This window comes from Nostoc sp. (assembly GCF_036917515.1).
Classification (GTDB): Bacteria; Cyanobacteriota; Cyanobacteriia; order Cyanobacteriales; family Nostocaceae; genus Nostoc.
The window spans coordinates 1-23645 of the sequence record NZ_JBALDE010000096.1; the positions used below are offsets into that span (position 1 = coordinate 1).

The window sequence follows — 23645 nt, forward strand, 5'->3', positions numbered from 1 at the left end:
GGATTAATCGCTTATTGCCATCAACCTAAGAAACCCAGCCTTCAGATGGAGTGGCTTTTATCTCAACCTGCTTAACCCGAACTCAGGTTATTTAGCTAAATCAAACATTCCCCAAAAAATAGTTGCTGGTTGTTCTCCTTCACCTCGATGCCCCCAAATAGCAACTAATTTACCATCTATATTTTGTAATCCAAATGCTTCAAAATTATTTCCTGGAATAATTCCTGGTAGATTGAATTCCTTGATAACAGAGATGGTTTTGTTGGCAGGCTCAAAGCTAATGTGATAAGCTTTCCCAGAACTGCTTAAAGCGATAAAAGAAGATTTTGTTTTCTCTGGAACAGATGTTAAAGCTTCTAAGTCGATGGGCAAATCTGTCTTATTTGGCCAATTCAAGGGAAAATATTCAGGTTGGCTTCTACCTTTAATTTTGATGATTGCTATACGACCTTCATTTTTTTGTTTGTTGTCATGAACAATCAGAAAATCTAGAGAATTGCTTTGCTGCTTTATCAAAGCTATACCACTGATACCGAAAGGGATACCACCACGAACGGGACGCCAATCTTGTGCCCAAACTTGCACACATATAAGTAACAATCCAGCCAAAACTATTAAATTTATGATTAACCTGAGAAACCGAGGCATATTGATTTAGCCAAGCTGTGAGTATCGGTAAGAGAAGTGTGTTAGCCGATGCTCAATCATAATCAAATCCAGGCAATTTGCACTCGTAGCCGTGAAGTAGCATTTGATAATTACAATTACCAAGATATTTACGTAATTACTTGATTCCCGATAGTACTTTCTGTAAAGAAAGCAATAATTCGTTGACAGTATAGGGCTTCGACAAAAATGTATTGACACCAATGGCTGCTACTGCACTGAGCTTATTGTCAGACATAAGTCCACTGCTGGCGATAATTCTGACTTGGGGGTTGATTTTTTGCAAGGTACGGATGGCAGTTAAACCATCCAGTGAGGGCAGCATAATATCCATGAGGACGGCACTAATTTTGTCTTTATTTTGAGCATATAACGCGATCGCCTCAATGCCATCACTGGCAACTAAGATTTTATAGTTGTAAGCTTCTAATGATGTGATCGCAATCTCTTGAATGGCTGCTTCATCATCCACAACCAAAATTAATTCTCCATGTCCTGTCCGTGGTGACAAATCTTCGGGGCTAATTGTTTCCATTCCCTCTACGGCTGGTAAGTAAACCTGAAAGCTAGTCTTACTCCCCAACTCGCTATACACGTTCACAAAACCTCCGTGACTTTTAATAATCCCCAGTACTGTGGAAAGTCCTAAACCGGTGCCTTGTCCAACACCTTTTGTAGTAAAAAATGGCTCAAAAATTCTATCTAGCATTTCTTTAGCAATACCAACTCCAGTATCAGAGACAGTAATCACTATGTAAGGCCCCTCTTTAGCTTCTATGTTCATACGCACATAATTTGCGTCAATCAACATATTTTCAGCAGAAATACTCAAAATCCCACCATTGGACATGGCATCGCGGGCGTTAACGCAGAGGTTCATCAGCACTTGATGCAGTTGGGTACTATCTCCAGAAACCATCCACAAATCTTGCGGTACATTAGTGCTGATTTCTATCGATTTAGGAAAAGTTTCTTTCAGAATCTTGGCAATTTCCACAATTATATGTTTAAGTTGCAAAGTGATGTGCTTTCCTTCTACACCCCGCGCAAAGGACAGCACTTGTTTGACCAAATCAGCACCACGTCTAGCGTTGATTTCTAAAATTTCTAGTAGATGACGAGTTCGCTCATCTGCATTGGGAAATTTTAGCGGTAGCAGTTGCGCTCCTGCTAATATCGGTGTCAGGATGTTGTTGAGGTCGTGAGCAATACCACTAGCTAAAGTGCCAATACTTTCCAAGCGTTGAGCGCGAAATAATTGGGCTTCTAGATGCTTTTTCTCGGTAATATCTGTGTCAACGGTGAGAATTGATTTAGGTTTTCCTTGTTCATCGCATACCAGACTCCAGCGACTAGCCACAAGGATTTCTTTGTTCATTTTAGTAATTTTTGTTAACTCGCCCTGCCATTTACCTTGACTAATAGCTTGCAATAGAGCCGCTTCAATTTCTGGTGAAGGTTCGTCATCCAAAAGTTCGCTAGCATTTTTACCCCAAGCCTCTGTAGCTTGCCAGCCGTAAAGTGTTTCCGCGCCTTTGTTCCAGAAGATAATTTGATTGTTTAAATCTCGGACGCAAATGGCATCTGTAGTCACATCTAGTAATGCTGCTTGTTCGCGAATTTTTTCTTCTGCCAATTTGCGTTCGCGTAGCGCAGCTTGTCGTTCGCTAATATCTATACTGGCGCATGTCACCCCGACAATTTCTTGGGTTTCATTCCGTAGTGGCTCGACAGTTAAATCGTAATATCGTGTTGTATCTTTGATGGTAATTGATACTTCCTCTCGCGTTCCTATGCCTGTAGTCAGCACCCCACGTTTAATTGCGATCAGATGTTGAGCATCTTCTACTGGGATGATATCTAAGTCTTGTTTGCCTAATATTTTTTCAACTATCAATCCAGATGGAGGATTGTAAACCCAGGTGTACCGTAAATCTCTATCCTGGTTGTAGACAAAGATTGGAGAGTTTTTGAGAGCAACTCGAAATCGCTCCTCACTCTGCCGCAGTGCGTTGTCTGCCCGTTGACGTTCGATGGCGTAACGCATAGAACGCACTAGCAAGTCGCCAGTTACTTGCCCCTTGACTAAATAATCTTGCGCTCCTTGTTGCATTGCACTAGTTGCTAGGGTTTCATCATTTATACCCGTCAGCACAATGATTGGAGTTGCTTTTGCCTGATTGTGAGCAATGACAAAGGTTTGTAATCCCTGGCTATCTGGCAGCGAGAGGTCTAATAAAATAACATCAAAAATTTCGTTTGCTAGGTAGTTGACTGCTTCATAAAGCCGTTCAACGGGTATCAACTCAACTACAACTGTGGTAACTTCTTTGAATAACTCTTGTAACAATAAGACATCACCAGGGTTGTCTTCTACTAACAAGACTTTAATAATATTTTTACCTGCCATTTCCACTACTCCGGTGGCAGTTTTACAATCTCAAACCAAAAATTTTCTATTGATTGGACAATTTTCACAAATTGATCGAAATCTACTGGCTTAGTTATATAACAGTTGGCAAAAAGGTTATAGGCTTTGAGGATATCTTCTTCAGCCTGGGAAGTCGTTAAAACTACTACAGGAATCCGTTTGAGGTTTTCATCTCCTTTTATTTCTGCTAATACCTCTCGTCCATCTTTTTTTGGAAGGTTAAAATCGAGTAGTACAATATCTGGATGAGGTAATTTAGCATATTTTCCCTGTTTTCGCAAGAATGCCATTGCCTCTACACCATCCTCGACTACGTTCAAGTGAATTGAGATTTTACTGTCTTCTAGGGCGATGCGTGTAAGTTGGACATCGCCAGGATTATCCTCTACTAACAAAACCTCAATAGGCATAATTGCTGTTATGGTATTTACCATTACTTACCTGCTCTATCTAGAATTGTGAAGTAGAAAGTCGAGCCTTGACCCGGTTTCGACTCAACCCAGATCCGACCGCCGTGGCGTTCAATAATTTTCTTACAAATTGCCAAACCAATTCCAGTACCTGGATATTTGTCTCTACCGTGCAAGCGCTGAAAAATTATAAAAATACGTTCGGTATATTGGGATTCCAAACCAATTCCATTATCACGCACCAAGAACAACCATTCATCCTCCAAGGGGATAAAATTTAAATTTCCATCTAATATATCTGCATCTCCCTTACTTACCCCAATGTGAATTAATGGCTGTTGACGATCGCAAAATTTGATCGCGTTGGCAATCAGGTTTTGAAATACTTGTGTCAGTTGGGTAGCATCAGCTATCACTTGAGGTAGAGTATCGTAAGTGACAACTGCCTTTCTATGTGCGATCGCAACTTGAAGATTAACAAGCACCTGTTCTAAGACAACACTACAATCAACTGACACTAAAGGCTGTCTACGGGTGCTGACGCGGGAATAGTTTAACAAATCGTTGATTAGGGTCTGCATCCGGCTAGCCCCATCTACTGCATAAGCAATAAACTGATCCGCATTGGCATCCAGTTTGTTTTTGTATTTCCGCTCCAGCAGTTGTAAATAACTAGTTACCATCCGCAACGGCTCTTGTAAATCATGAGAAGTCACGTAGGCAAACTGTTCTAATTCTGCATTAGAACGAGTCAGTTCTTGACTTTGCTGGGTTTCTTTTTCTAATAGTTGTGCCTGAGATAGAGCAATCCCAATTTGGTTCGCTAATTGCTGTAACAAATCCGTCTCAAACTGATTCCACTGTCGAGGTGCACCGCACTGATGAGCTAGCAATAAACCCCAAATATCGTCCCTGACAAGAATCGGCACTACGAGGTTAGCCCTGACACCAAACTGTTGAAGAAATTCTCTATGGCATGGTTGGATATGAGCAGCTTCAATGTCTTCAAGGGCGCTTACTCTTCCTTGACGATATCTTTCTATATATTCTTCTTTAAAGCAACGGTCAAAAATATTTTCTCCTAAAATTACCGGCCAACCAGGCAGCACTGCCTCTTGTACCACTGTTCCAGAACCGTCAGTTTCTAGTCGAAAAATTGATACACGGTCAGCTTGTAGTAGTTTCTGTACCTCCGTGACAGTGGTTTGAAGAATTTCATCTATTTGTAAAGATTCTCGAATTTTCAGGGTGATTTCGGCAAATAGTTGCGAGCGCAGATTTTGCCGCTTTAATTCTTCATCTGCCCGCTTGCGATCTGTGATATCAGTATAAGAACCAACCATCCGCACTATATCACCCAATGCGTCCCAAAGTGCCTGTCCTCGATCTAAAATCCATTTATAGCTGCCGTCTTGGGACTGGACTCGATATTCACAGACGTAAAACGGTGTTTTCTTAGCAAAGTGGTTTTGGAAAGTCTGAAGTACCCAATCTCGCTCATCGGGATGGATTCGTTTTGTCCATTCATCCCAACGGTTGGAAACTTCGCAGTCTTTATAGCCGAGCATTTCCTTCCATCGAGTTGAGAAGAACACTTCATTAGTTTTGAGATTCCAATCCCAGATACCATCATTATTACCATGTAATGCTAATTGCCAACGTTCTTCACTTTCTCGTAGGGCTTCTGCTGTTTTCCGTCGTTCAGTAACGTTTTGGAAATAAACAGACAAGCCGTCTTTTGCCGGATAGGCATGGACTTTAAGCCACTGCTGCTGTGGCAAATATAATTCCTCAAATTCGACACTAACCTGTTTTAAGATTGCCCTGCGATATTCACAATCAAATGTTGTGCCGATAATTTCTGGAAGCACCTTCCAGATGTTTTTACCCAAAAGCTCATTGCGAGTTTTTTGTAATAGCTGTTCTGCTTGACCATTTATATAGGTAAATTGCCACTTTTGATCCAAGGCAAAAAAACCATCAGTGATACTTTCAAGAAGATTGGTGATGCGGGTTTTGGCGGCTTCAGATTGGGCACGGGCTGCTTGTTCGTGCGCCACTAGTTTTTCAGTAACTTTAGATACCTCACTTATATGATGCCTGAGTTCGAGTTGGTCAATTACCAGGCAACTCAGAGCCACAAGTGCCTCCACTTGTTTTTGGCTCAATTCTTTTGGAACTTGGTCAATCACGCACAGAGTTCCTAGTATATCTCCCTTCGGAGTAATTAAGGGTACACCTGCATAAAACCGTACATACGGATAGCCAGTTACTACCGGATTACTTGCCAACTTTTCATTAGCTAGGGTATCAGGAACCACCACAACGCTACGCTGCTCTTGGCAAAGATAAGATAATCCAACACTCCGGGGCATTTCTGATACATCTAAACCTATTTTTGCTTTAAACCATTGACGGTTTTCATCAATAAAATTTACCAAGGATATGGGAGTGCCACAAATAAAAGCCGCTAGTTGAGCAAGATTGTTATAGGCTTCTTCGGGTTCTGTGTCAAGAATTTGATACTGGCGAAGGGCTTCTAACCTTGTTACTTCTGTATCAATATGTCTAGGTTCCATTAACTTTTTTAATAAATCTAAATGTAATATCTAGTCAGCAGCATGATTCTCTCAAGAATAGCTTAATATTTTTTAATAATTATTAATCTTTTCCTCACCTTTAGCTGTTTGAGAAAGTCTGTTAAAAGCGATTCTTAAAGGATGTTTGAAAAGTATTTTTTATAACATCTAAGCCTTATAAACCTAATCCCAGCCTCTTTACCTACAAGATAATGGTCGTTTCAGGAAGAGGTTTTAAGAGGGGTTTTGAATATACTTTACAACTTTTTAAACAAACTCTTATCAGCCACTGCCTGTCTATATCACAAATTTATTGCGTAGGCGTAGCCTGTCGTAGACATTGCACTAATCCTAGTGTAGACAAGTTTAGGACTGATATTCTTTACTGTATATGATTAGATTTAGTTATTAGACATAGGAAATTTAGTGAATTGACCAGAGTAATTTACTAGTTGGAATAAACCATTCTAGGTCAATGTGATCGTCTTCTACTGTGTCGGTACTCTTAAGAAAACTGGCTTCTAGATTAATGTGAAATTTATCTGCATAGCATTAATTAGCTGAAGTATCACCATAGATGCACAGTGGCTAGTTGTCGGACATTGCTCCACTATTTCCACTACATGGTTCAGCGTATTCTCAATTCGATCAATCAAAACAAACTCTATTAGCAAACAGCAGTAGTAATACGGCAGTCACGTAGTGTATCAAATTGACAGAAGATAGCAAGTAGCTTGAAGTATATTTTTTACTTCATTTCTTGATTAAATAAGTTTTGTTACGTATTTATACGTACAAACAATAGCTCAATTTTTAAGTTGTGGTGATTTTGCTGAGGTTGAATTTTTGCTCAAGAATTACACTTTTGTTGCAGTAAATCTGCTTAATCCTATTTTCTTATTTGTAGACAAAATAAGAGATTGAACTTTTTTGATTATCTATAACTGAAACACTGTTGAATCCATAATAAATTCAAAAGCTAAGTATTAAATAATGATTAATTTTTAACATTAGTCAATGTTCAATAGTTTTAAACGCCAAAATTTTTATTCTGAAAACATTGAAAAATTCAAATCAAAAAATTATAAACATCTCCCTAAAAAGGTTAAAAAAAATGTAAAGTTTCTGGAAATTTGTTTATTATCTTCAACAATTATCTCTAAAATTATATTTATTCAATTATCTGCGATCGCTCTAGGCATAAACAGGCAGAACAATATTGATTTCATCGCTAATCATCACAGATCATTAATCAATTCCAAACAAAAAATAAATAACTTCCAAAGCAAAGAACTGTTAAAACAAACTTTAAGAAAATCTAACTCTAATTTAAACAAACCAAAACAGTTACGGAAATTCACCATTGCTGACGTTATCCCAATTGAAGAATACAAAGACAAACCTCCCAAGCTACCTGAAGAAGATGAAGAAAAGCCTCAACCAAATATAATTCAACCATTAAATTCAAATCTATCAAAACCATACACATCCCAGCAACAAATACTAATAGAAAAACTACGTCGAAAAAAAAAGCAACCACAAGCAATCCAAAAGACAATAATTCTTGATGCTTTAACATTCAGTGCCAATAAGTATCCTTGGATTGTTAACCCTACAGATAACCTTACTTTTTCCACAGAATTATTTAAGCCAAATAAAAATGAAAATTATATAGATACGGATATTAAAGTAAGATTTTCTGAAGATAATCAGATTATTGATAAATTTACTTATGCCAAATTTCCCAAGGCTGACCAGTTTTATTGGGTTCTCGATCGCAATAGAATAGTAGTTGAAACTAAAGGCTCCCAAGTCGGTATCCTCTCTCAAGGAAGACAAACTAATACTTATATTACCCAAAATGTTACCTCACAACAGGCATTTTGGGGATTGCAAACTCTGTTTGCCATACCGACAGATTTTCGAGAGTTAGCTGGAGAAGTTGATACTAATAATTTTTCTGTAACCTCAATAGCCGGACAATTGATAAATCCTGAAGGGATACCTGCTGGCAGAGTTATTATTAATAGTGGAATTGACTCAAACAATCCTAATGTCACAGTTCTAAAAAATCCTATTCCAATTCTTGGTAGTGGCTCTACTTTGAGTGTTGATGGTGGGCAAGCTTTATTTCAAGCTTTAGATGCTACGAATGCTCCCAAAATTCTACAAGGCTTTCCAACGACAAATATACAACCTTTGCTAGATGATGGAAACGTCAGACTCCAAAAAGGTGAAATCATTCCTAATAGTGCCCTAGAAGCTGCTGGTATCTTTTGGGGAGATATTTTAACGGGAAAAGGTTTTAGTTTTACTGCTCCTATCTCTTCCTTTCCAGGTATTAAAGTTGCTCAACTTGGAAAATTTGATAACTTTGATTTGTTAAATGTAGCAGTCAATCCTTTTCTTTCTCAATCCGAAAAAGATTTTCATTATCTTAACTCTTTACAGTGGCTATCTTTAGGGAGAAGACAACCTGTATTTGAGACACTATCTCAAACTCAAGAAAGTTCTGATTGGTACAGACTGTATGTTAGCCATCCTCATAATCGCAGCTTAATTCAATACGATCCAGTTGCAATTAAAGCTATTTATTCTAATATTTTTTCTGCTCCAGGCTTATCTTTAACAGCTAAATTTAGCGATACTAGTATTGATACTATCCAATCTGTAAATTCTACATTAGGTTTGCTATTAGGTGAAATTTTTGAAACTATTAAAATTGATAATATTCAACAAGGTTTAGAAGAAGCTAGACAAAAATTAAAAAATGAAGAAGGTTTTACTCCTTTAAATACACCTGCTACGGCTGCACAAAGAAGACAAATCAATAATAGGCTGAATCGCACTTTATCTTATGCCAATGCATCTAGTGGGTTAGAGCAGGTATCTGGAACTTACACATTTCCCAGTCAAGTCACTACTAATCACTCTAACATTTTGCAAATAAGAACAGGAAATTACAAACGAGCAGTTCAGTTTCTTAAAAGAAATATTTCTATTTTAGATGAAGGTAATACCTTTTTTTCTGATCTCAGGCTCTCTAATGAAAAATTTGGGCCTTTAACCTATATTGGTATTCCAATTCCTTTAAATGGTACTTCCATTGATCCTATCAACGAATCCTCTGCTGTAGAAGTCATTTTAACAAATCCCCAAGGGCAAAGATTTGTACAAAAATTTAATTCAGCAGATTCAACGCTAGTACCGCTCCAGGTACGAGCAGCAGATTTAGCATTCGATTATATGGAACTCACTAGAGTTGACAAAATAGGTGTTAGTTTTAATAGCTTTAACGGTTATCTATCCTTACCAACAGTTGAATTGCTAGTAGCAGGTTCTTCTGGAAACTTTAACTATAGTGCTAATTTAGGAACGTGGTTTAATATAGATGCTAATTCAGCACCAGGCGTTTCTAATAATAATTTAGGGACGGAAGAACCAACATTAGGTTTATATACTAATATACTTCTCAACTATATTAAAACTGATATACAGTTAAATTCAGCCAAAAGACCTGTAGCTATCAACACTCACGTACCATATTTAAGAGTTAATTGGAATAGTGCCTCTAATAAAAATAATCCCTTTTCTACTTATTTAAGTTATTTCTATCAACATCAAGAAAGAAACTTTGGTTTTTCTTTAGTTCCTGGTATTGCTTTTATTGAAAATAATAGCAATGGGGAATTTTTAGGTCTTTTCAATGGAGAATTTAGTACTAGTTATGGTTTGAATTTCAAGACAAATTTAGAGATGGGCAAAGAGTTTTTCTTTGAATTTCAGGGTTTACACAGAGTCAGGAAAAATATTTCTGCTGGTGTATATCTAAAAAATTATAGTATTAATAATCTTGGTTTGAGTAGTCGAGTTTCTGGCTTTAATTATGGAGTCATTATAAGACATAATTTCATAGATAATAATGTGTTTATAGAAACTCAAATTGGCACGGGTGAGAATGGATTTGACCTAAAGATTCAAGGTGGTTATCGATTTTGATAGTATTATCAAAGATCCTCGATTTCTCTAATAATTCGGGGATCTAAGATTTTTAACTTGCCAATTCTGTCTAATCTAAAGCACCTAAGCCATTATTACCATTGCCTGCTTGAATTATAGATGTTAAATCTTCAACAGAAGTACTATTGTTTAATAAATTCGCTGCTGTATCAATAAATGGGTTTGGGTTAGAAAGGATAGTAGTTTGAGCTATTCCTGGGGTTATAGTTAGACTAGTTATGGTTTCGTCATTTCCACCTGCTATACCTCCATAGGTAGGAGAAATTGTTAAACCTCCTTCATAGTAAGAGCCAGAAGGTAAAGTTACCTCGCCAGTGACACTGAGAAAAGTACCAGAAGGTCTAATAAGAGTAACAGCACCAACAGCAGTGGCTTGTTGTGCATTTGCTGGTGCCGCTAAAAAATATCCTCCACTTGCTAAACTTAATATACAGATACTTCCCCGAATAATTATAGATAATTTATTGGATAAGCTATTCATGTTTTATAAACTCCTCATGTTGTTGCTTTAACTTGTTTCCAGATTTTGCTTGGGAATGCAAAATCAACCTCGACTAGCAAAAGTAGAAGCGGAATGTTTTTTATCTTTTTTTATTACTTTCATCATATAGAAATATAGAATCCCTGATCTGAGCATCTTGTTAAACAATAAATATTTTGAAGGTTCGTATTGTTACGCAAGTGCTGGATTCATTATTTTCTGGGAGTCTCAGGGTTTATATTGATATCACTAAAGCTATGTAAAGTGATGATGAGGAGTTGCATGATCGCTCATTAAAAGGCTTCCAAGAAATAAATTATCCATCTTGGGGGTGGGCTGCGTTCGACTAAGCGCTCACGCTGAAGTCCTGCCTGCACTAGAATATGGGACGAGTGAGGACACCAATCCCACAAGAAATGGGATGTTTTTTTATTTGGAACTCCCTAACGTTTCAATACTGCATAGGTTTTGTGGGCTAGGTTAGGTTGAGCAATAGCGAAACCCAACCTACAAATATTTTTAGCCTAGTAGTATGATTCTGCCACTACTAATAATGAACGTGGAACCTGCAAATAAGCATTCCCATTTGTAGACTAGGAATCGAGGCACAAAGGAAAAATTTAATCTTTGTATTGGAGTCTGTAATAGAAGGTAGAGACGAACTATGCACCCCAAAAAACTATATAACAAGATTCCCGACTTTTCTAAAAAGTCAGGAATCTGAGCTAAAAAGAAGCGCAATATTATATATACAAATATAAATATAGGGAAGAGATATAGCATTGCTATTTCTTTTCCCTATGATGTATTGATTTATTCAACTGTTCTGTCAGTTGCTCAAAATTTTGTAAGTACTTACGAGGCAAAAGCAAAAACTTAATCTATTCTAAACCGCCTAAGCCATTAGAACCAGCACCAGCGCGAATGATAGCTGCTTGTGCGCCAATATCTTTAGCATCTACAGCTGCATCTAAGGCTGCTGCTGCTGAAGCGACGAAAGGATTGCTGCTAGTAGAGAGGTTTGTAACGTTAGGTGTGCCTGGATCTATAACTAAACTAGCTACACTTTCATCGTCATCGGTTGGTGTGCCAGTATATGCTGGTGTAATGGTTAGATCCTGATCGTAGTATGCGTTATTGGGCAAAGTTAATTCACCACTAATACTAACAGAAGCGCCTGAAGCTCTAACAATAGTTACAGCACCACGGGCTGTTGCTTGGTCTGCACTTGCTGGTGCAGCCAGGATATTACCAACGCCAACCAAACTCAATAAACAGATGCTTCCTTTAACGATCGCAGAAATTTTCATGATAACAAGCTCCCCGTGTGGTTTCTCTTTACGTTTTCAATATAACCATTGGTTGCCAGAACAATCGCAGTAATAATACTGAAGTTTTAATAAATTATAAAGGTCATAAATTAAAAAAATAATAAATGGAAGTGTTGGTGTGCATCTGAATAAAAGCTTCTAAAAGCTTATATAAATTTAGTTGCAGCAAAATTTATGCTACCCAATGACTGTATGATAGTTGTCGCAATAATTACCAAATTTTACAGTTTATAAAATTAAATTCAGAAAGTACTGGATGTAAGACTTTAGACTGCTTTCAATACATCAATACTTTGTAAACACTGCTTAATAATTCGTTAAAACTTGTCAGATATGGCTATGTCATATCTTTGCTAAGTCTTAAGTGCATCTTTATGATGGTTAATATGCTGTGGGCAACGATTTGAATTCCCAGACCGATCACAGTTATTGTATGGATACAATATTTTCAAAGGGCAGATAACTATACGCCAATACCATATTCCACAAAATTGAAAACGGTTATAAAATCTAGTTATAAGGTTTAATGGGTAAGGTGATCGCGCAAACCACTCAAAAATTTCTTAGTCATATTGGCTTTCGTGCCGACACAAGTTAATTTTTGAGTCTTTGACTAAAGTTATTTAAATACAAGTAGATTTTTGATTTAAGTATGATTGTCCTTTACCACTAGCGAGGTAGAGAATTAGCACAGCTAAAAATTGCCTTAGCGTTTTGCTCAAGCACCATTTAACTTACTATATTTATTGTCCCTCAGTTGAATGGGCTACATCTGTCTGCCTTTAGGTTATTATGGCAAAATCTAAGAAAAGCTCTACCCCCATCAATCTCAGCGATCCACAATATTATCTTAACCGAGAGTTAAGCTGGTTAGAATTTAATGCCAGGGTTTTACATGAAGCCTGTGACGATCGCACCCCACTTCTAGAACGTCTTAAGTTTTTGGGAATATTTAACTCTAATTTAGATGAGTTTTTCATGGTGCGCGTTGCTGGTTTAAAGCAACAAGTAGAAGCAAAAGTTAGCCTGTTAACTCCCGATGGTCGCACACCACAACAACAGCTAGATGATATTAGGTCTACCCTCACTCCCGACTTTCAGAAACAGCACCAACATTTTGAGCAAGTACTTCGTCCTCTACTAGTAAATCATGGCATTCATATTCTCAATTACATCGATTTGAATCAAAAGCAACGGACTCATCTCAACAGCTATTTTGAGGAACAAGTTTTTCCAGTTTTGACTCCTCTGGCTGTCGATCCTAGTCATCCCTTTCCTTTTATTTCTAACCTCAGTCTGAATCTGGCTGTTGTCGTTAAAAACCCAGATACCGAAGAAGAATTCTTTGCCAGAATCAAAGTCCCTAGTGTTCTACCACGATTTTTACCGATACCGCCTGAGTTGGCAGATCAGAACAGCGAAAAACCTGCCCATTGGACTGGAGTACCTTTAGAACAGGCGATCGCTCATAACTTGGAATCTCTATTTCCAGGGATGAATATTCAAGAATATCATCCGTTCCGCATTACTCGTGATGCCGATTTGGTCTTAGAAGAAGATGAAGCTGATGATTTGTTGTTAGCGATCGAACAGGAATTGCGAAAACGGCGGTTGGGTGGTAGTCCAGTCCGGCTAGAAATTCAATCCCAAACTCCTGAAATAGTGCGATCGCGATTATTGCATGATTTGGAATTAACAGAAAGTGATGTTTACGAGGTAGATGGTCTTTTAGGACTGCGGGATTTAATGTACTTTATGTCCTTGCCATTGCCAGAACTCAAAGATCCACCACGCCAATCTGTTGTACCGCTACGCCTGCAAAGGCTGAGAGAACCGAGTTTAGACCCAGATGCGTTGGAGACGGATGAAGGAAAAGACTTTTTTGCTGTAATTCAGGAAAAGGATTTACTAGTACACCATCCCTATCAATCCTTTTCGACTACAGTAGTGCGATTTATTACCCATGCTGCTTACGATTCAAATGTATTAGCCATCAAGATGACCCTTTACCGGACTTCTGGTGACTCGCCCATCGTTAACGCCTTAATTGCCGCTGCTGAAAATGGCAAGCAGGTATCTGTACTGGTGGAATTAAAGGCGCGATTTGATGAGGAGAATAATATTTACTGGGCAAAACGACTAGAAAGAGTTGGAGTTCATGTCGTCTATGGTTTAGTCGGGCTAAAAACCCATAGTAAAACCGTCATGGTGGTACGGCGCGAAAAAGACCGGATACGTCGCTACGTACATATTGGTACAGGTAACTATAACTCTAAAACAGCACGATTGTATACAGATTTGGGATTGTTTAGTTGCCGTGAAGAATTGGGTGCTGACATCACAGATTTATTTAATTTCTTAACAGGATATTCCCTACAAAAATCTTATCGAGAGTTGCTGGTTGCGCCTGTGAATATGCGCGATCGCTTTTTAACACTAATTCACCGCGAAATAGAAAATGTTCAAAATGGATTTTCTGGACGGATTGTTGCCAAAATGAATTCCCTAGTCGATCCAGAAATTATCGGTACTTTATATGAAGCTTCCCGTGCCGGAGTGGAAATAGACTTAATTGTTAGAGGTGTTTGTTGTTTACGTCCAGGAATTAAAGACATTAGTGAAAATATTCGCATTATCAGTATTGTCGGTCGCTTTTTAGAACACTCTCGGATTTATTATTTTCATAACAATACACAGGAGGAAATCTATATCGGCAGTGCTGATTGGATGCGCCGCAACCTGGATCGCCGAGTCGAAGTAATTACCCCAGTAAAAGACCCAGATATTGCTAAAGATTTGCAAGAAATTATGGGAATTATGCTCGCAGATAATCGCCAAGCTTGGGAATTACAAGCTGATGGTACTTACATTCAACGGCGTCCTTATGATGATTCTCCAGAAGCTAATTCGCAAAAAATTCTCATGAACATGGCATTACGCTCAACTGGTGTAGTCCCAACCTGATTGATTGAAAAATAAGTTCTTATACTTGACAACTAACTCAACTTAGTTTTTTTGGAAAAATTGAATTTTTTGAACAGTTGTCTAAGTTGTTTATCATCATCGGTTCACACAAGTTATTCAACCATAGGATAGAGTCAGTGCTGGCACATGTTCTCATAAACTGGAGAGGTTATTCTAAATAAATTTGTCTTTCCCCTCAATGTTAATGTTATCGTGCGAGCTTTCTACCTTGCGTGTTTTAGTAGTTGATGACCACGAACTGACTCGCTTAACCTTACAGTTGGTTTTTTCTTGCCAAGAAAATATTCAAGTAGTAGGTTTAGCCAGTAATGGTGAAGAAGCTATAGAAATGGTTAAACGTTGCCATCCTGACGTAATTGTTCTAGATTTACAGATGCCAGTCATGGATGGGTGGAGTGCGTCTAGTCACATTAAAGCTATATCTCCAAATACTCAGATACTTGCTTACTCATCAGTGGAAGACGTAAATTTTGACGGTACAAAGGCAATGTCTAGCTTTGACGACGTTTGCAAGAAAGATGTACCAACAAGCGAACTTATTGCCTTAGTTAGGCAGCTGGGTCAACGTGCCGGAGATGGTTCAGTGGCAGGATAAATGATGCAGTGATGATTATTGCTTCGCCAACTCAGGCTTAGTTCAATTCTGGGGATTTGAAGACATGATACTACTGGATAACGTCGGTCTAGCCTGGAGTTGAGGTTAAACCAACGTAGTTTTTGATAAATTCTACTCTAACGGAATAGTGCGTGTAAATTCATCAATTAGTTCATCTAGTTCTTCCAAAGCTTGATTTACGTCAATTCTTAAAGTTCCCAGGTTTGGTTGCTCCAGTAAGCTTAATAGGTAATCGCGTTTACTTTGAACTGCCACAATTCGTTCTTTTATAGTCTGTAGATCCATTATTTTTTTCCTATCTTTAACTACCTTTAAATTTAAAGTTAACTCAAAATCTAATATTCTGGGACACTATACGCCCTTAGTAGTCAATTTAGAGCCACTTGCCTTCCTTACGAGATGCTGCGCGAATGTAGACTAAGGAAAAACTGAGTGTTTGAAAATCATAAAGACAAAAGTGGGTAAAATCTCGTTTAAACGAGGTCAGTCCTTTGGGCGAGAATACCTGACCGAAAACGCTTTAGTATACAAGCCCCTGAATTTATTTATGGGAATCAAAAATTATTGAATTTTGAATTTGGAGCGTAGCCCTTTGGGGAAGCAAGCTACGCGTAGCGTCTCGTAGAGAAGCGACGTGACTTGTTCGCTCTTGGTGTGTTCCCTTCCGGCTCTTTAGTAACCGGCGTGCGGTTTCTAACCGCCTTAATATGGCAATTTAGGGTTAGTTGAATACTAGCGCTTGGGGACGATGTTCTTTCCTAATTTGTTGCTCATAGCCGATGATAATAAAACTAAGGTATTCAGACTTTATACTAATTTAAGCTCATGCTACGCCAAATCTCTTTAGGAACACTTGGTCTAACTATCGGTGGCATATTAACCATCATTGGCTTTGTTGCCTATGCTAATAATAATGCCACACTCAATCTTGTCGGATTTTTTTACGGGATTCCTCTATTATTGGGAGGGCTGGCACTAAAAGCTAATGAACTTAAGCCAGTACCATTTACCCAAACTACGTCACCGTCAGCATTGATACTGCGCCAGCAGCAAGCAACTGATACGCAAAATAAAATTCGCAAAGACATCACCCGATATTGCTACGGTCAAGATGCTCATCTAGATACAACACTTTCTTTTCTGGGCTTGAGTCCCACTGACCAGGAACGGCCAACAGTCACAGGATTACGAGAAACAGAAGTTAATGGGAGCTATGCCCTAATTTTAGAATTTGATTCACCGCTAATACCAATTGATGTATGGCAAAAAAAGCATGAAAAAATGACCAATTATTTTGGACCTGGATTGGAAATTCAAATAACGCAGCCATCTGATAATATAATTGAGCTAGCGCTAATCAATACTCAAAAAGAATCACTAGTCAGTAGTCAATAGTCAAGAGCAAAAATTATCCTTACCCAAACTTCATTCCTTTATGACTTGTTGTTACCCATATTTTTACAACAGTCAACATAATTAATAATTCATAATTAAAATTAGTGGTAGCTCCTGTACCTCCATTCTTTTGTTCAACACTAAATTTTTGATAAGTGTGTGGCCTACTGTACAGTGTCTTTAACTATGAATTATGAATTAGTAATTATTCTTTTTGGAATTCTCTTAACCACGATTTACATCCCCGACTTCTTGAAGAAGTCGGGAATCTGAGCAGCAACTTTTACTTAAAATCTTAAAATTTTTTTGGCTTTTCTTAAGTACTTAACCAAAAACTTACTTTTCTAAACGAACTGCGTACCACTGTAAATATTGCCCAGGGTTAATATCTAATTTGCAGCTAGTGTCAAGTAAATATTGTGCTTGAGCTTCCACAGTATCAAATTTTTGCAAGTCAGGCGGCAAATCTTGAATTAAGAGTTGTTGAAGAGTTGTTTTGAGCTTTTCTAATAACTCTGATAGTGTCATAAATTGTTCTGGTTGATTTGTTTCGAGAACAACAAAATTATCCTGCTGATACATTAATGAGTCTGGCATTTTAAAGATTTAGCGAATGTCAATAGGTTTATAGCACTCATTCGTTTAAAACAGAATTGAGTATGATCTGCAAAACTATAGTTCTAGGGGATTTATAGCTAGAACGAGATTATAGAGTTGCTTGAAAATAAAGCTTTAAACTAAGTTTAATCTCAATCTTATGTAATTATACTAAACCTCACCAAACCTTGTCGAATAGACTCAATAAATTTCAGTCAGGTGATATTAGTATTTAGTATTAACTATCTTCTGAGGGTACTTTGGCAATTGCCTTGCTCTGGCTCGCTAGGTTTCTCAACTAACTATACAACTAAAGAATAAGGTGTGTATTTGTAATTTTCAAAAAAATCGTAATTTGACTTTAACAATAGGGAAATATAAAAGTAACACTTCCTCTCATAATCATTGCTGAACAACAAGGTAGTAATTGCCTTCGTGTTCCAATTACAGATTGTCTATGCAACTTATTTATCTACCGCTTGCTTGGCCCAACAACATTGAGCAGTCTATTTTCAAAAAACAGTTGATTGTGAAGCCAGACACACCTTTGCCGCAAATCCTGGCATTGATGAAAACAGCGATCGCCCCCATGCGATCAAGTTGCACAGCCTTTTTCAGGATAGTCTCGCAAGTGGAAGGCAACTCATGTCAGGCATAAACTCATCTTCTGTTCATAATAAGCAACAGCCACTGATTCTGGTGGCTGATGATGACAAACGCATCCGAGTATTCTTGCGTAAACTTATGGAACAAGAAGATTATCGAGTGGTCGAGGTCAATGATGGTAAGCAATGTTTAGATGCTTACCAGACTATCAAACCGGATATAGTTTTGTTAGATGCTCTAATGCCTGTGATGGATGGCTTTACCTGTTGTAAGCAATTGCTTCAGATTGCCAGGAATAATTTAATCTCAGCCCTTGCCACTTTTGATACTGACTCTAACCTTAATAATACGGTCATTTCCAAGCTATGGGAACGCACTCCCATCTTGATGATTACATGCTTGGACGATGAAGAATCTGTAAACCGTGCTTTTGAAGCGGGAGCAACTGATTATGTCACTAAGCCAATACACTGGCCTGTATTGCGCCAGCGGTTGCGCCGACTGCTACAGCAAACGCAAGTGTACAAACAGTTAGAGGCGGCAAACGAAGCTTTGCAGCACCTTGCCAATGTAGATGGCTTAACTGAGTTGGCTAATCGTCGCCGCTTTGACGATTATCTCAATACTCAATGGATTAATCTCGCACAAGAGGGATTTCCCTTGTCAATGATTTTGTGTGATATCGACTTTTTTAAATTTTATAATGATAAATATGGCCATCCGGCAGGGGATGTCTGTTTACAAAAGGTGGGTGCTGTTTTAAGCCTTAAGGCACAAAAATATCAGGATTTAGTAGCGCGTTATGGTGGCGAAGAATTTGCTGTGATTATGCCATACACCCCTGCATCTGGCGCACTTCACGTTGCTACCGCGATCCAAGCGGGAATCAAAGATTTACAAATTGTTCATGACGGTTCTGCGGTGAGTCAGCACGTCACTCTCAGTATGGGCGTGGCAACTGTTGTCCCGACTTGGGAATCTTCATCTTCAGAGTTGATCGTGTTGGCAGATAAAGCACTCTACCAAGCAAAAGCTGGGGGACGTGATCGCTTTGTCTCAAGTTCTTAATTGTCATTTGTCATTTGTTCGCCATGCCTCATGCCCCAATACCTAAGAAGGATAAACTGGCAGTGTGAAGTGAAACCATGCTCCGTTATTGGGCGCAGAATCCACCCAAATTTGACCATAGTGTGCCAGAACGATGCGTTGACATAAACAAAGGCCAATGCCGTAACCTTCTGTACCTTCATCCCGTTGCAGGCGAAAGTGGTTTTCAAAGATGCGATCGCGATTCTCTACAGGAATACCAGGCCCAGTATCGCCAATACTAAACTGAACTTTTTGGGTAGTGCGGTGCAATCCGGCGATGCTAATCTTGCCACCTTCTGGGGTGTATTTGATGGCATTATCCAATAGATTTACTAGCACTTGTCGGATGCGTTCTGGGTCAGCATATACATAAGGTAAGTCATTGGGAATATCTGTTTCGACCTCTTGGAATTTAGCAGTGTAGCGATCACACAATTCTTCTAGTACATCTAAGCACAGTTTACCTAGCTGTACCTTTTGTGGTAATATAGGAAATTCTATATCTTTGCCACGACCTACCTGCAAAAGGTCGGCAATCATCCGATCAATGATCTTAGTTTGGCTACGGGCTTGTTTTAATAGATGTACTGTCAAGGATGGTTTTAGGCGCTGAAATTGCCCTGTCTCTAAATTGTAGTTAGATTGGAGAGTTTCGATGGCGATCGCGGCGGCAGTTAGGGGATTGCGGAGATCGTGCGCCAGCATAGCAATCACCCGATCTTTAAACTGTAGCTGCTCTTGGAGGTTATCTTTTTCCTGTTTTAAGCGAAAAATTTCGTCTGAGAGTCGAATAAGTTCGGCAGAAACAGCAACTGAACGGATAGTGGATTTGGGTGATGTTACCCTAGCACTATCGTCTATCCGTTCTTGTAAGTCTTCCTGTAATTTCAAATAGGCGTCTACAGCGGCTTGCCAACGAGGCCACCAGTTTTTCAATTGCGCTATGATATTACTCCCAGCCAAAATCTGTTGTGGTTCTGGGTGAATTTTGATTAAAGCTGGCGTTGCTACCAATTTAAAGTGTTCTGCTAAGTAAGGTTGTTGACCAACATCAATAGTTTGAAGTTCAAAACTATACTCAGCCTGCAATTCTTTTAAGTAAGCACGTATTCGCTGCACTTGTTGACGGGACTTGGGGCGTCCATCGACAAACAGTAACAGCTGGAGTGGAGCTTCAGAATAAATAGGCTGATCCTGGGAAACTTGCATGTAATCGTGTTTCAGCACTGGCAATAACCCAGTGACGCTTTATACAAATTAGAATAGACTGACGGTTGTCGATGGTCGTTGTTTTTTCTTCTTAATATCTATTTTAGATTTTCATACTCCTATCCGATCTGCGTTTTTGACATTAGACATATCTTTTTCAGCCTTTTGCTTGCTTTTATTTAACTTTATCTCCAAGAAACACCCTTACCCTTGAATATAAGTCTTAATTTGCCCTAGATCAAAAATTTTCGCCAGAGCCAGCAGGTGAAGGGTTTAATACTATGTCAATTTGAGTATTTGCTTTCAGCAAGCGATCGCCCAAGTAAACACAGATGCTAATTGTATCTAATTTATCAAGAAGCTGTTAACTGTTCAGACCGAGTTTTTAGAGGGTTTTCTCAACCGCTAGTACATTCGATGAAGTGTCTTTTTCGCCTCTAACCAATCATTAACTAGGGTTGGAACAAATAGCCAATAGCCAGCAATGTACTACTTCTATAACTTGCGAAGCGCACCTTCCAGCTTTCCTAAAAGAACCACTGCCTTATCCCAGAAAAACAGGGGATCGGTTGATTAAGGGAAATTGGATAACATCAAGGCGATGCCTACAGCGATAAACTACGCACTTTTAGAGTAAGTACTCACTGCTTTCTTGGCTGTCAAGAAACTCTTGACTAGAGCACAAGTAGCACTTTCCCTAGAAAATCAATTTAGAGATACTAGGGAAACTGCTACGACACTTGACTGCTTTATTTATTACCCCAGTCGCCAAGAATAACGAACTTACGCTGAGTTTTTGGAATTATTTAACACTGGCATTTTCTATATATTGCCTTACTCACCTTACCATCATTAGATGAATAATTTCCAGAATCGATTGTCAGCCAGTATTAGTGAACTTGATCTATTCCCCTGTTTGGATGAGGCTAAGGGGGGCTTTATTCCTAGTTTATCATTTCAGTTGCTTGGTGATCGCATTACAATTAGTGCATCTAGAAGTAGATTCAAGCTTTTACTAGCTCAACTGTTCTTTGACCAGTTATCAATCAGCTATCTGCTCTAAAACTTGGATGTTTAGATAACTCTCTGAAAAATTGGTTCACAATCTAGTATTGATCGGTTTGTAGTCGGTGGCTCTAGTCCTCATCTAAATTCTAAAGTCCTTACTACGAACTCCCAACTCATAAAACTTTTATCTAGCAAGGATTTCAGTTTTTTTTATGTTTTCTCACAAAAATGTTAGTTTTCCAGAATTTTAGGGAACTCTATAAATAAGCATAGGAATTATCAAAACCTAATGGCTGTAAAACGAAGACAATACGGTAGCAAAAGCTACCGTTTACTCATTTTTGGAGATATCATCACCAACATAGACATTTACGAAGAAGATGTAGTGAGTCGGTAGTGTCTTTTGATGATGTAAAGAGTCAGAGGAAAGCAGGAGAGACGAGGGGATAAGGGAGAATTATTGAACAAGTCTTTGCCTTGTCTACCTTGTCTATTCTCCATGCCCCATACCTCATTCCCATTTAATGGACAGTCTGCGCTAGGGTAGGAATTGAAACTCAATTTGTGATTTCCTGTGCTTTTCTGTAAACGTCCAGCTGTATTTTTAATTTGGGCTGTTCTACTCACTTCGTTAACAGCCTGTGCTAATAGTCCAGTCGCCAAAAACCTTGAAGAATCTTTGGCGGCAGATCCGAAACTGCAAAGCGATGGAGTTGTCTTTGGATCTCAAGGTAATCAATCACAAGCACAGCAAAATGAATCAGCAGTTCAGTTACCAGCTGATTTTCCTAAAGATATTCCCTTATATTCCAATGCCAAACTACAGGAAGTTACACCTGCTAGCGGCTCAGAAAACAAAATCTCAACTCGTTGGTTAAGTTCTGACCCCAGTAATTTTATTGCTAGCTTTTATCGCAGCCAGTTTCAAACAAATAACTGGCAGATTTTACAACAGCCGACAGATGATGCCGGAGGGGCTTTTGAGGCACGTCGCAACGATTTGCTGTTGAAGGTTTCTATTCAGCCCAAATCAGTTACTAACGCTACACCTAATCAACCCCAAACAGCCACTGAATTACTGATTGATTACGTACCGAATAGTACTGCAACGGCACAACCTACCCCAAATACAAATCCTAACGAAACTACTAACGCTGTTCCTCAACCGGGAAATTCACAGTTCATTGGCCCAATACCACCCACAAACTTGGCAGCAGAGCCACCAAGCACAACTAATAACCAAATCCCTACAGCTACCTCTAAATCTCAGGTATTTAACGATCTCAATAAGGTATCGCCAGAATTGCGGCAACATATCGAAGACTTGGCTGCATTAGGTGTTTTATCTACAGAAGCAAAGACAATTAAGAACAACTCTACTAACACAACTAACCAGTTTGAACCCGGTAAAATCGTTACACATCGGGAATACGCTCGTTGGCTAATTGCTGCTAACAATGCTGTGTATGCCAACAATCCAGCTAAACAGATTCGCTTGGCATCAGAAAGTACTCAACCAGCTTTTAGTGATGTGTCGGCAAAAGACCCTGATTTTCCAGCAATCCAGGGATTAGCCGAAGCTGGGTTAATTCCTAGTCCTTTGTCTGGAGATACTACAGTAGTTTTATTTCGTCCTGATGCAGCCTTGACACGGGAACAGTTACTGCTATGGAAATTACCTTTAGATACTCGCCAAGCTTTACCCTCTGCTAACTTAGATGCGGTTAAACAAACCTGGGGTTTCCAAGATGCAGCGCGAATTGACACCAAGGCTTTAAGAGCAGTGTTGGCTGATTACCAAAATAGCGAACAATCGAATATTCGGCGGGTATTTGGTTATACAACTCTGTTTCAACCCAAAAAACCTGTAACTCGTGCTGAGGCTGCTACAGCTTTGTGGTATTTCGGCACTCAGGGTGAGGGTGTATCGGCTGCTGAGGCTTTGAAATTAAAGCGAAGTTAAAAGGCGGTTAGTCTATCCTCAGCATAAAAGTGAGCAATTATCACCTTTTAGGGGGTGAATTTTTCCATTTATTTGTATAATTCCGATTTTTTATGAAGAAAATGTAAATCTAAGTATTTTCAGCGTTTTTACCTGTGTTTAATGAATTTTTAAGGCATAGTTAAGTAAAACAACGTAAACTAACTTAACTTAATAAACGTACTTAGTTTTGAAATAACTCAAAAGACAAGTTGTTAGACTATCGCCTTTTGATTGCTTT

General features: G+C 38.7%; 15 protein-coding genes and 2 pseudogenes. 7 read left to right on the forward strand and 10 right to left on the reverse strand.

From position 1 onward, the window contains the following. Positions 1-90 precede the first annotated feature (90 nt). From V7K89_RS11200 to V7K89_RS35855, 5 genes and pseudogenes are all read right to left on the reverse strand, one after another. Positions 91-648: pseudogene (locus tag V7K89_RS11200) on the reverse strand (hypothetical protein); the annotation flags it as partial. Between the two features lie 136 nt (positions 649-784). Further along, positions 785-3076, reverse strand: coding sequence for a hybrid sensor histidine kinase/response regulator (locus tag V7K89_RS11205; protein ID WP_335187090.1), 2292 nt, complete (start codon positions 3074-3076; stop codon positions 785-787). Positions 3077-3081: 5 nt separating this feature from the next. Next, positions 3082-3531, reverse strand: coding sequence for a response regulator (locus V7K89_RS11210; RefSeq protein ID WP_335187091.1), 450 nt, complete (start codon positions 3529-3531; stop codon positions 3082-3084). Next, the gene (locus tag V7K89_RS11215) at positions 3531-6086 is read right to left on the reverse strand and encodes a GAF domain-containing protein (protein WP_335187093.1); all 2556 of its coding nucleotides are present in this window, start codon (positions 6084-6086) and stop codon (positions 3531-3533) included. The genes V7K89_RS11210 and V7K89_RS11215 overlap by 1 nt, the downstream gene beginning before the upstream one ends. A gap of 432 nt (positions 6087-6518) precedes the next feature. After that, positions 6519-6815, reverse strand: a pseudogene (locus V7K89_RS35855) (hypothetical protein); the annotation flags it as partial. A 288-nt stretch (positions 6816-7103) separates the two neighbouring features. On the opposite strand from V7K89_RS35855, the gene V7K89_RS11220 reads away from it, so the two are divergent. Further along, entirely contained in the window at positions 7104-10085 is a 2982-nt protein-coding gene (locus V7K89_RS11220) for a hypothetical protein (protein ID WP_335187095.1), read from the forward strand. Between the two features lie 70 nt (positions 10086-10155). Here V7K89_RS11220 and V7K89_RS11225 read toward each other — a convergent pair whose 3' ends face one another. Next, entirely contained in the window at positions 10156-10587 is a 432-nt protein-coding gene (locus V7K89_RS11225) for a hypothetical protein (protein WP_335187097.1), read from the reverse strand. Between the two features lie 881 nt (positions 10588-11468). Continuing rightward, the gene (locus V7K89_RS11230) at positions 11469-11897 is read right to left on the reverse strand and encodes a hypothetical protein (RefSeq protein WP_335187099.1); all 429 of its coding nucleotides are present in this window, start codon (positions 11895-11897) and stop codon (positions 11469-11471) included. An 813-nt stretch (positions 11898-12710) separates the two neighbouring features. On the opposite strand from V7K89_RS11230, the gene ppk1 reads away from it, so the two are divergent. Further along, positions 12711-14882 (forward strand): polyphosphate kinase 1, encoded by a 2172-nt coding sequence (gene ppk1 / locus V7K89_RS11235; protein ID WP_335187100.1) that lies wholly within the window; start codon positions 12711-12713, stop codon positions 14880-14882. A 199-nt stretch (positions 14883-15081) separates the two neighbouring features. Continuing rightward, positions 15082-15498: a response regulator gene (locus tag V7K89_RS11240; RefSeq protein ID WP_335187102.1), complete on the forward strand. Its 417-nt coding sequence runs from the start codon at positions 15082-15084 to the stop codon at positions 15496-15498. 132 nt (positions 15499-15630) lie between these two features. Here V7K89_RS11240 and V7K89_RS11245 read toward each other — a convergent pair whose 3' ends face one another. Then, on the reverse strand, positions 15631-15804 hold the full coding sequence (locus tag V7K89_RS11245) for a hypothetical protein (RefSeq protein WP_335187104.1): 174 nt from the start codon (positions 15802-15804) through the stop codon (positions 15631-15633). A 540-nt stretch (positions 15805-16344) separates the two neighbouring features. Between V7K89_RS11245 and V7K89_RS11250 the strand changes: the two genes are divergently transcribed. Continuing rightward, positions 16345-16914, forward strand: a complete 570-nt coding sequence (locus tag V7K89_RS11250; protein ID WP_335187106.1) for a DUF2854 domain-containing protein — start codon at positions 16345-16347, stop codon at positions 16912-16914. Positions 16915-17250: 336 nt separating this feature from the next. Here V7K89_RS11250 and V7K89_RS11255 read toward each other — a convergent pair whose 3' ends face one another. Beyond that, complete coding sequence (locus V7K89_RS11255; RefSeq protein ID WP_335187108.1) at positions 17251-17511, reverse strand: chlororespiratory reduction protein 7; 261 nt, start codon at positions 17509-17511, stop codon at positions 17251-17253. A 457-nt stretch (positions 17512-17968) separates the two neighbouring features. Between V7K89_RS11255 and V7K89_RS11260 the strand changes: the two genes are divergently transcribed. Both V7K89_RS11260 and V7K89_RS11265 read left to right on the forward strand, forming a co-directional pair. After that, the gene (locus V7K89_RS11260) at positions 17969-18169 is read left to right on the forward strand and encodes a hypothetical protein (RefSeq protein WP_335187109.1); all 201 of its coding nucleotides are present in this window, start codon (positions 17969-17971) and stop codon (positions 18167-18169) included. Continuing rightward, a complete protein-coding gene (locus tag V7K89_RS11265; RefSeq protein WP_335187111.1) occupies positions 18157-19185 on the forward strand; it encodes a PleD family two-component system response regulator in 1029 nt (342 codons plus the stop codon). Before V7K89_RS11260 ends, V7K89_RS11265 begins: the two co-directional genes overlap by 13 nt. Before the next feature lie 42 nt (positions 19186-19227). On the opposite strand, the gene V7K89_RS11270 is transcribed toward V7K89_RS11265, so the two are convergent. Continuing rightward, complete coding sequence (locus tag V7K89_RS11270; protein WP_335187113.1) at positions 19228-20433, reverse strand: histidine kinase; 1206 nt, start codon at positions 20431-20433, stop codon at positions 19228-19230. Positions 20434-21997: 1564 nt separating this feature from the next. On the opposite strand from V7K89_RS11270, the gene V7K89_RS11275 reads away from it, so the two are divergent. Further along, positions 21998-23386 carry an S-layer homology domain-containing protein gene (locus V7K89_RS11275; protein ID WP_335187115.1) on the forward strand — a complete coding sequence of 463 codons (1389 nt, stop codon included), beginning with the start codon at positions 21998-22000 and terminating at the stop codon, positions 23384-23386. The last annotated feature ends 259 nt before the right edge of the window (positions 23387-23645 follow it).

Bases quoted from the DNA above. Each gene is read 5' to 3' on its own strand.
- V7K89_RS11260 (WP_335187109.1), top strand. From the start codon at position 17,969: ATGCAACTTATTTATCTACCGCTTGCTTGGCCCAACAACATTGAGCAG.
- V7K89_RS11245 (WP_335187104.1), bottom strand. From the start codon at position 15,804: ATGGATCTACAGACTATAAAAGAACGAATTGTGGCAGTTCAAAGTAAA.
- ppk1 (WP_335187100.1), top strand. From the start codon at position 12,711: ATGGCAAAATCTAAGAAAAGCTCTACCCCCATCAATCTCAGCGATCCA.
- V7K89_RS11240 (WP_335187102.1), top strand. From the start codon at position 15,082: ATGTTAATGTTATCGTGCGAGCTTTCTACCTTGCGTGTTTTAGTAGTT.
- V7K89_RS11225 (WP_335187097.1), bottom strand. From the start codon at position 10,587: ATGAATAGCTTATCCAATAAATTATCTATAATTATTCGGGGAAGTATC.
- V7K89_RS11210 (WP_335187091.1), bottom strand. From the start codon at position 3,531: ATGGTAAATACCATAACAGCAATTATGCCTATTGAGGTTTTGTTAGTA.
- V7K89_RS11265 (WP_335187111.1), top strand. From the start codon at position 18,157: ATGTCAGGCATAAACTCATCTTCTGTTCATAATAAGCAACAGCCACTG.
- V7K89_RS11215 (WP_335187093.1), bottom strand. From the start codon at position 6,086: ATGGAACCTAGACATATTGATACAGAAGTAACAAGGTTAGAAGCCCTT.
- V7K89_RS11220 (WP_335187095.1), top strand. From the start codon at position 7,104: ATGTTCAATAGTTTTAAACGCCAAAATTTTTATTCTGAAAACATTGAA.
- V7K89_RS11205 (WP_335187090.1), bottom strand. From the start codon at position 3,076: ATGGCAGGTAAAAATATTATTAAAGTCTTGTTAGTAGAAGACAACCCT.
- V7K89_RS11230 (WP_335187099.1), bottom strand. From the start codon at position 11,897: ATGAAAATTTCTGCGATCGTTAAAGGAAGCATCTGTTTATTGAGTTTG.
- V7K89_RS11250 (WP_335187106.1), top strand. From the start codon at position 16,345: ATGCTACGCCAAATCTCTTTAGGAACACTTGGTCTAACTATCGGTGGC.
- V7K89_RS11255 (WP_335187108.1), bottom strand. From the start codon at position 17,511: ATGCCAGACTCATTAATGTATCAGCAGGATAATTTTGTTGTTCTCGAA.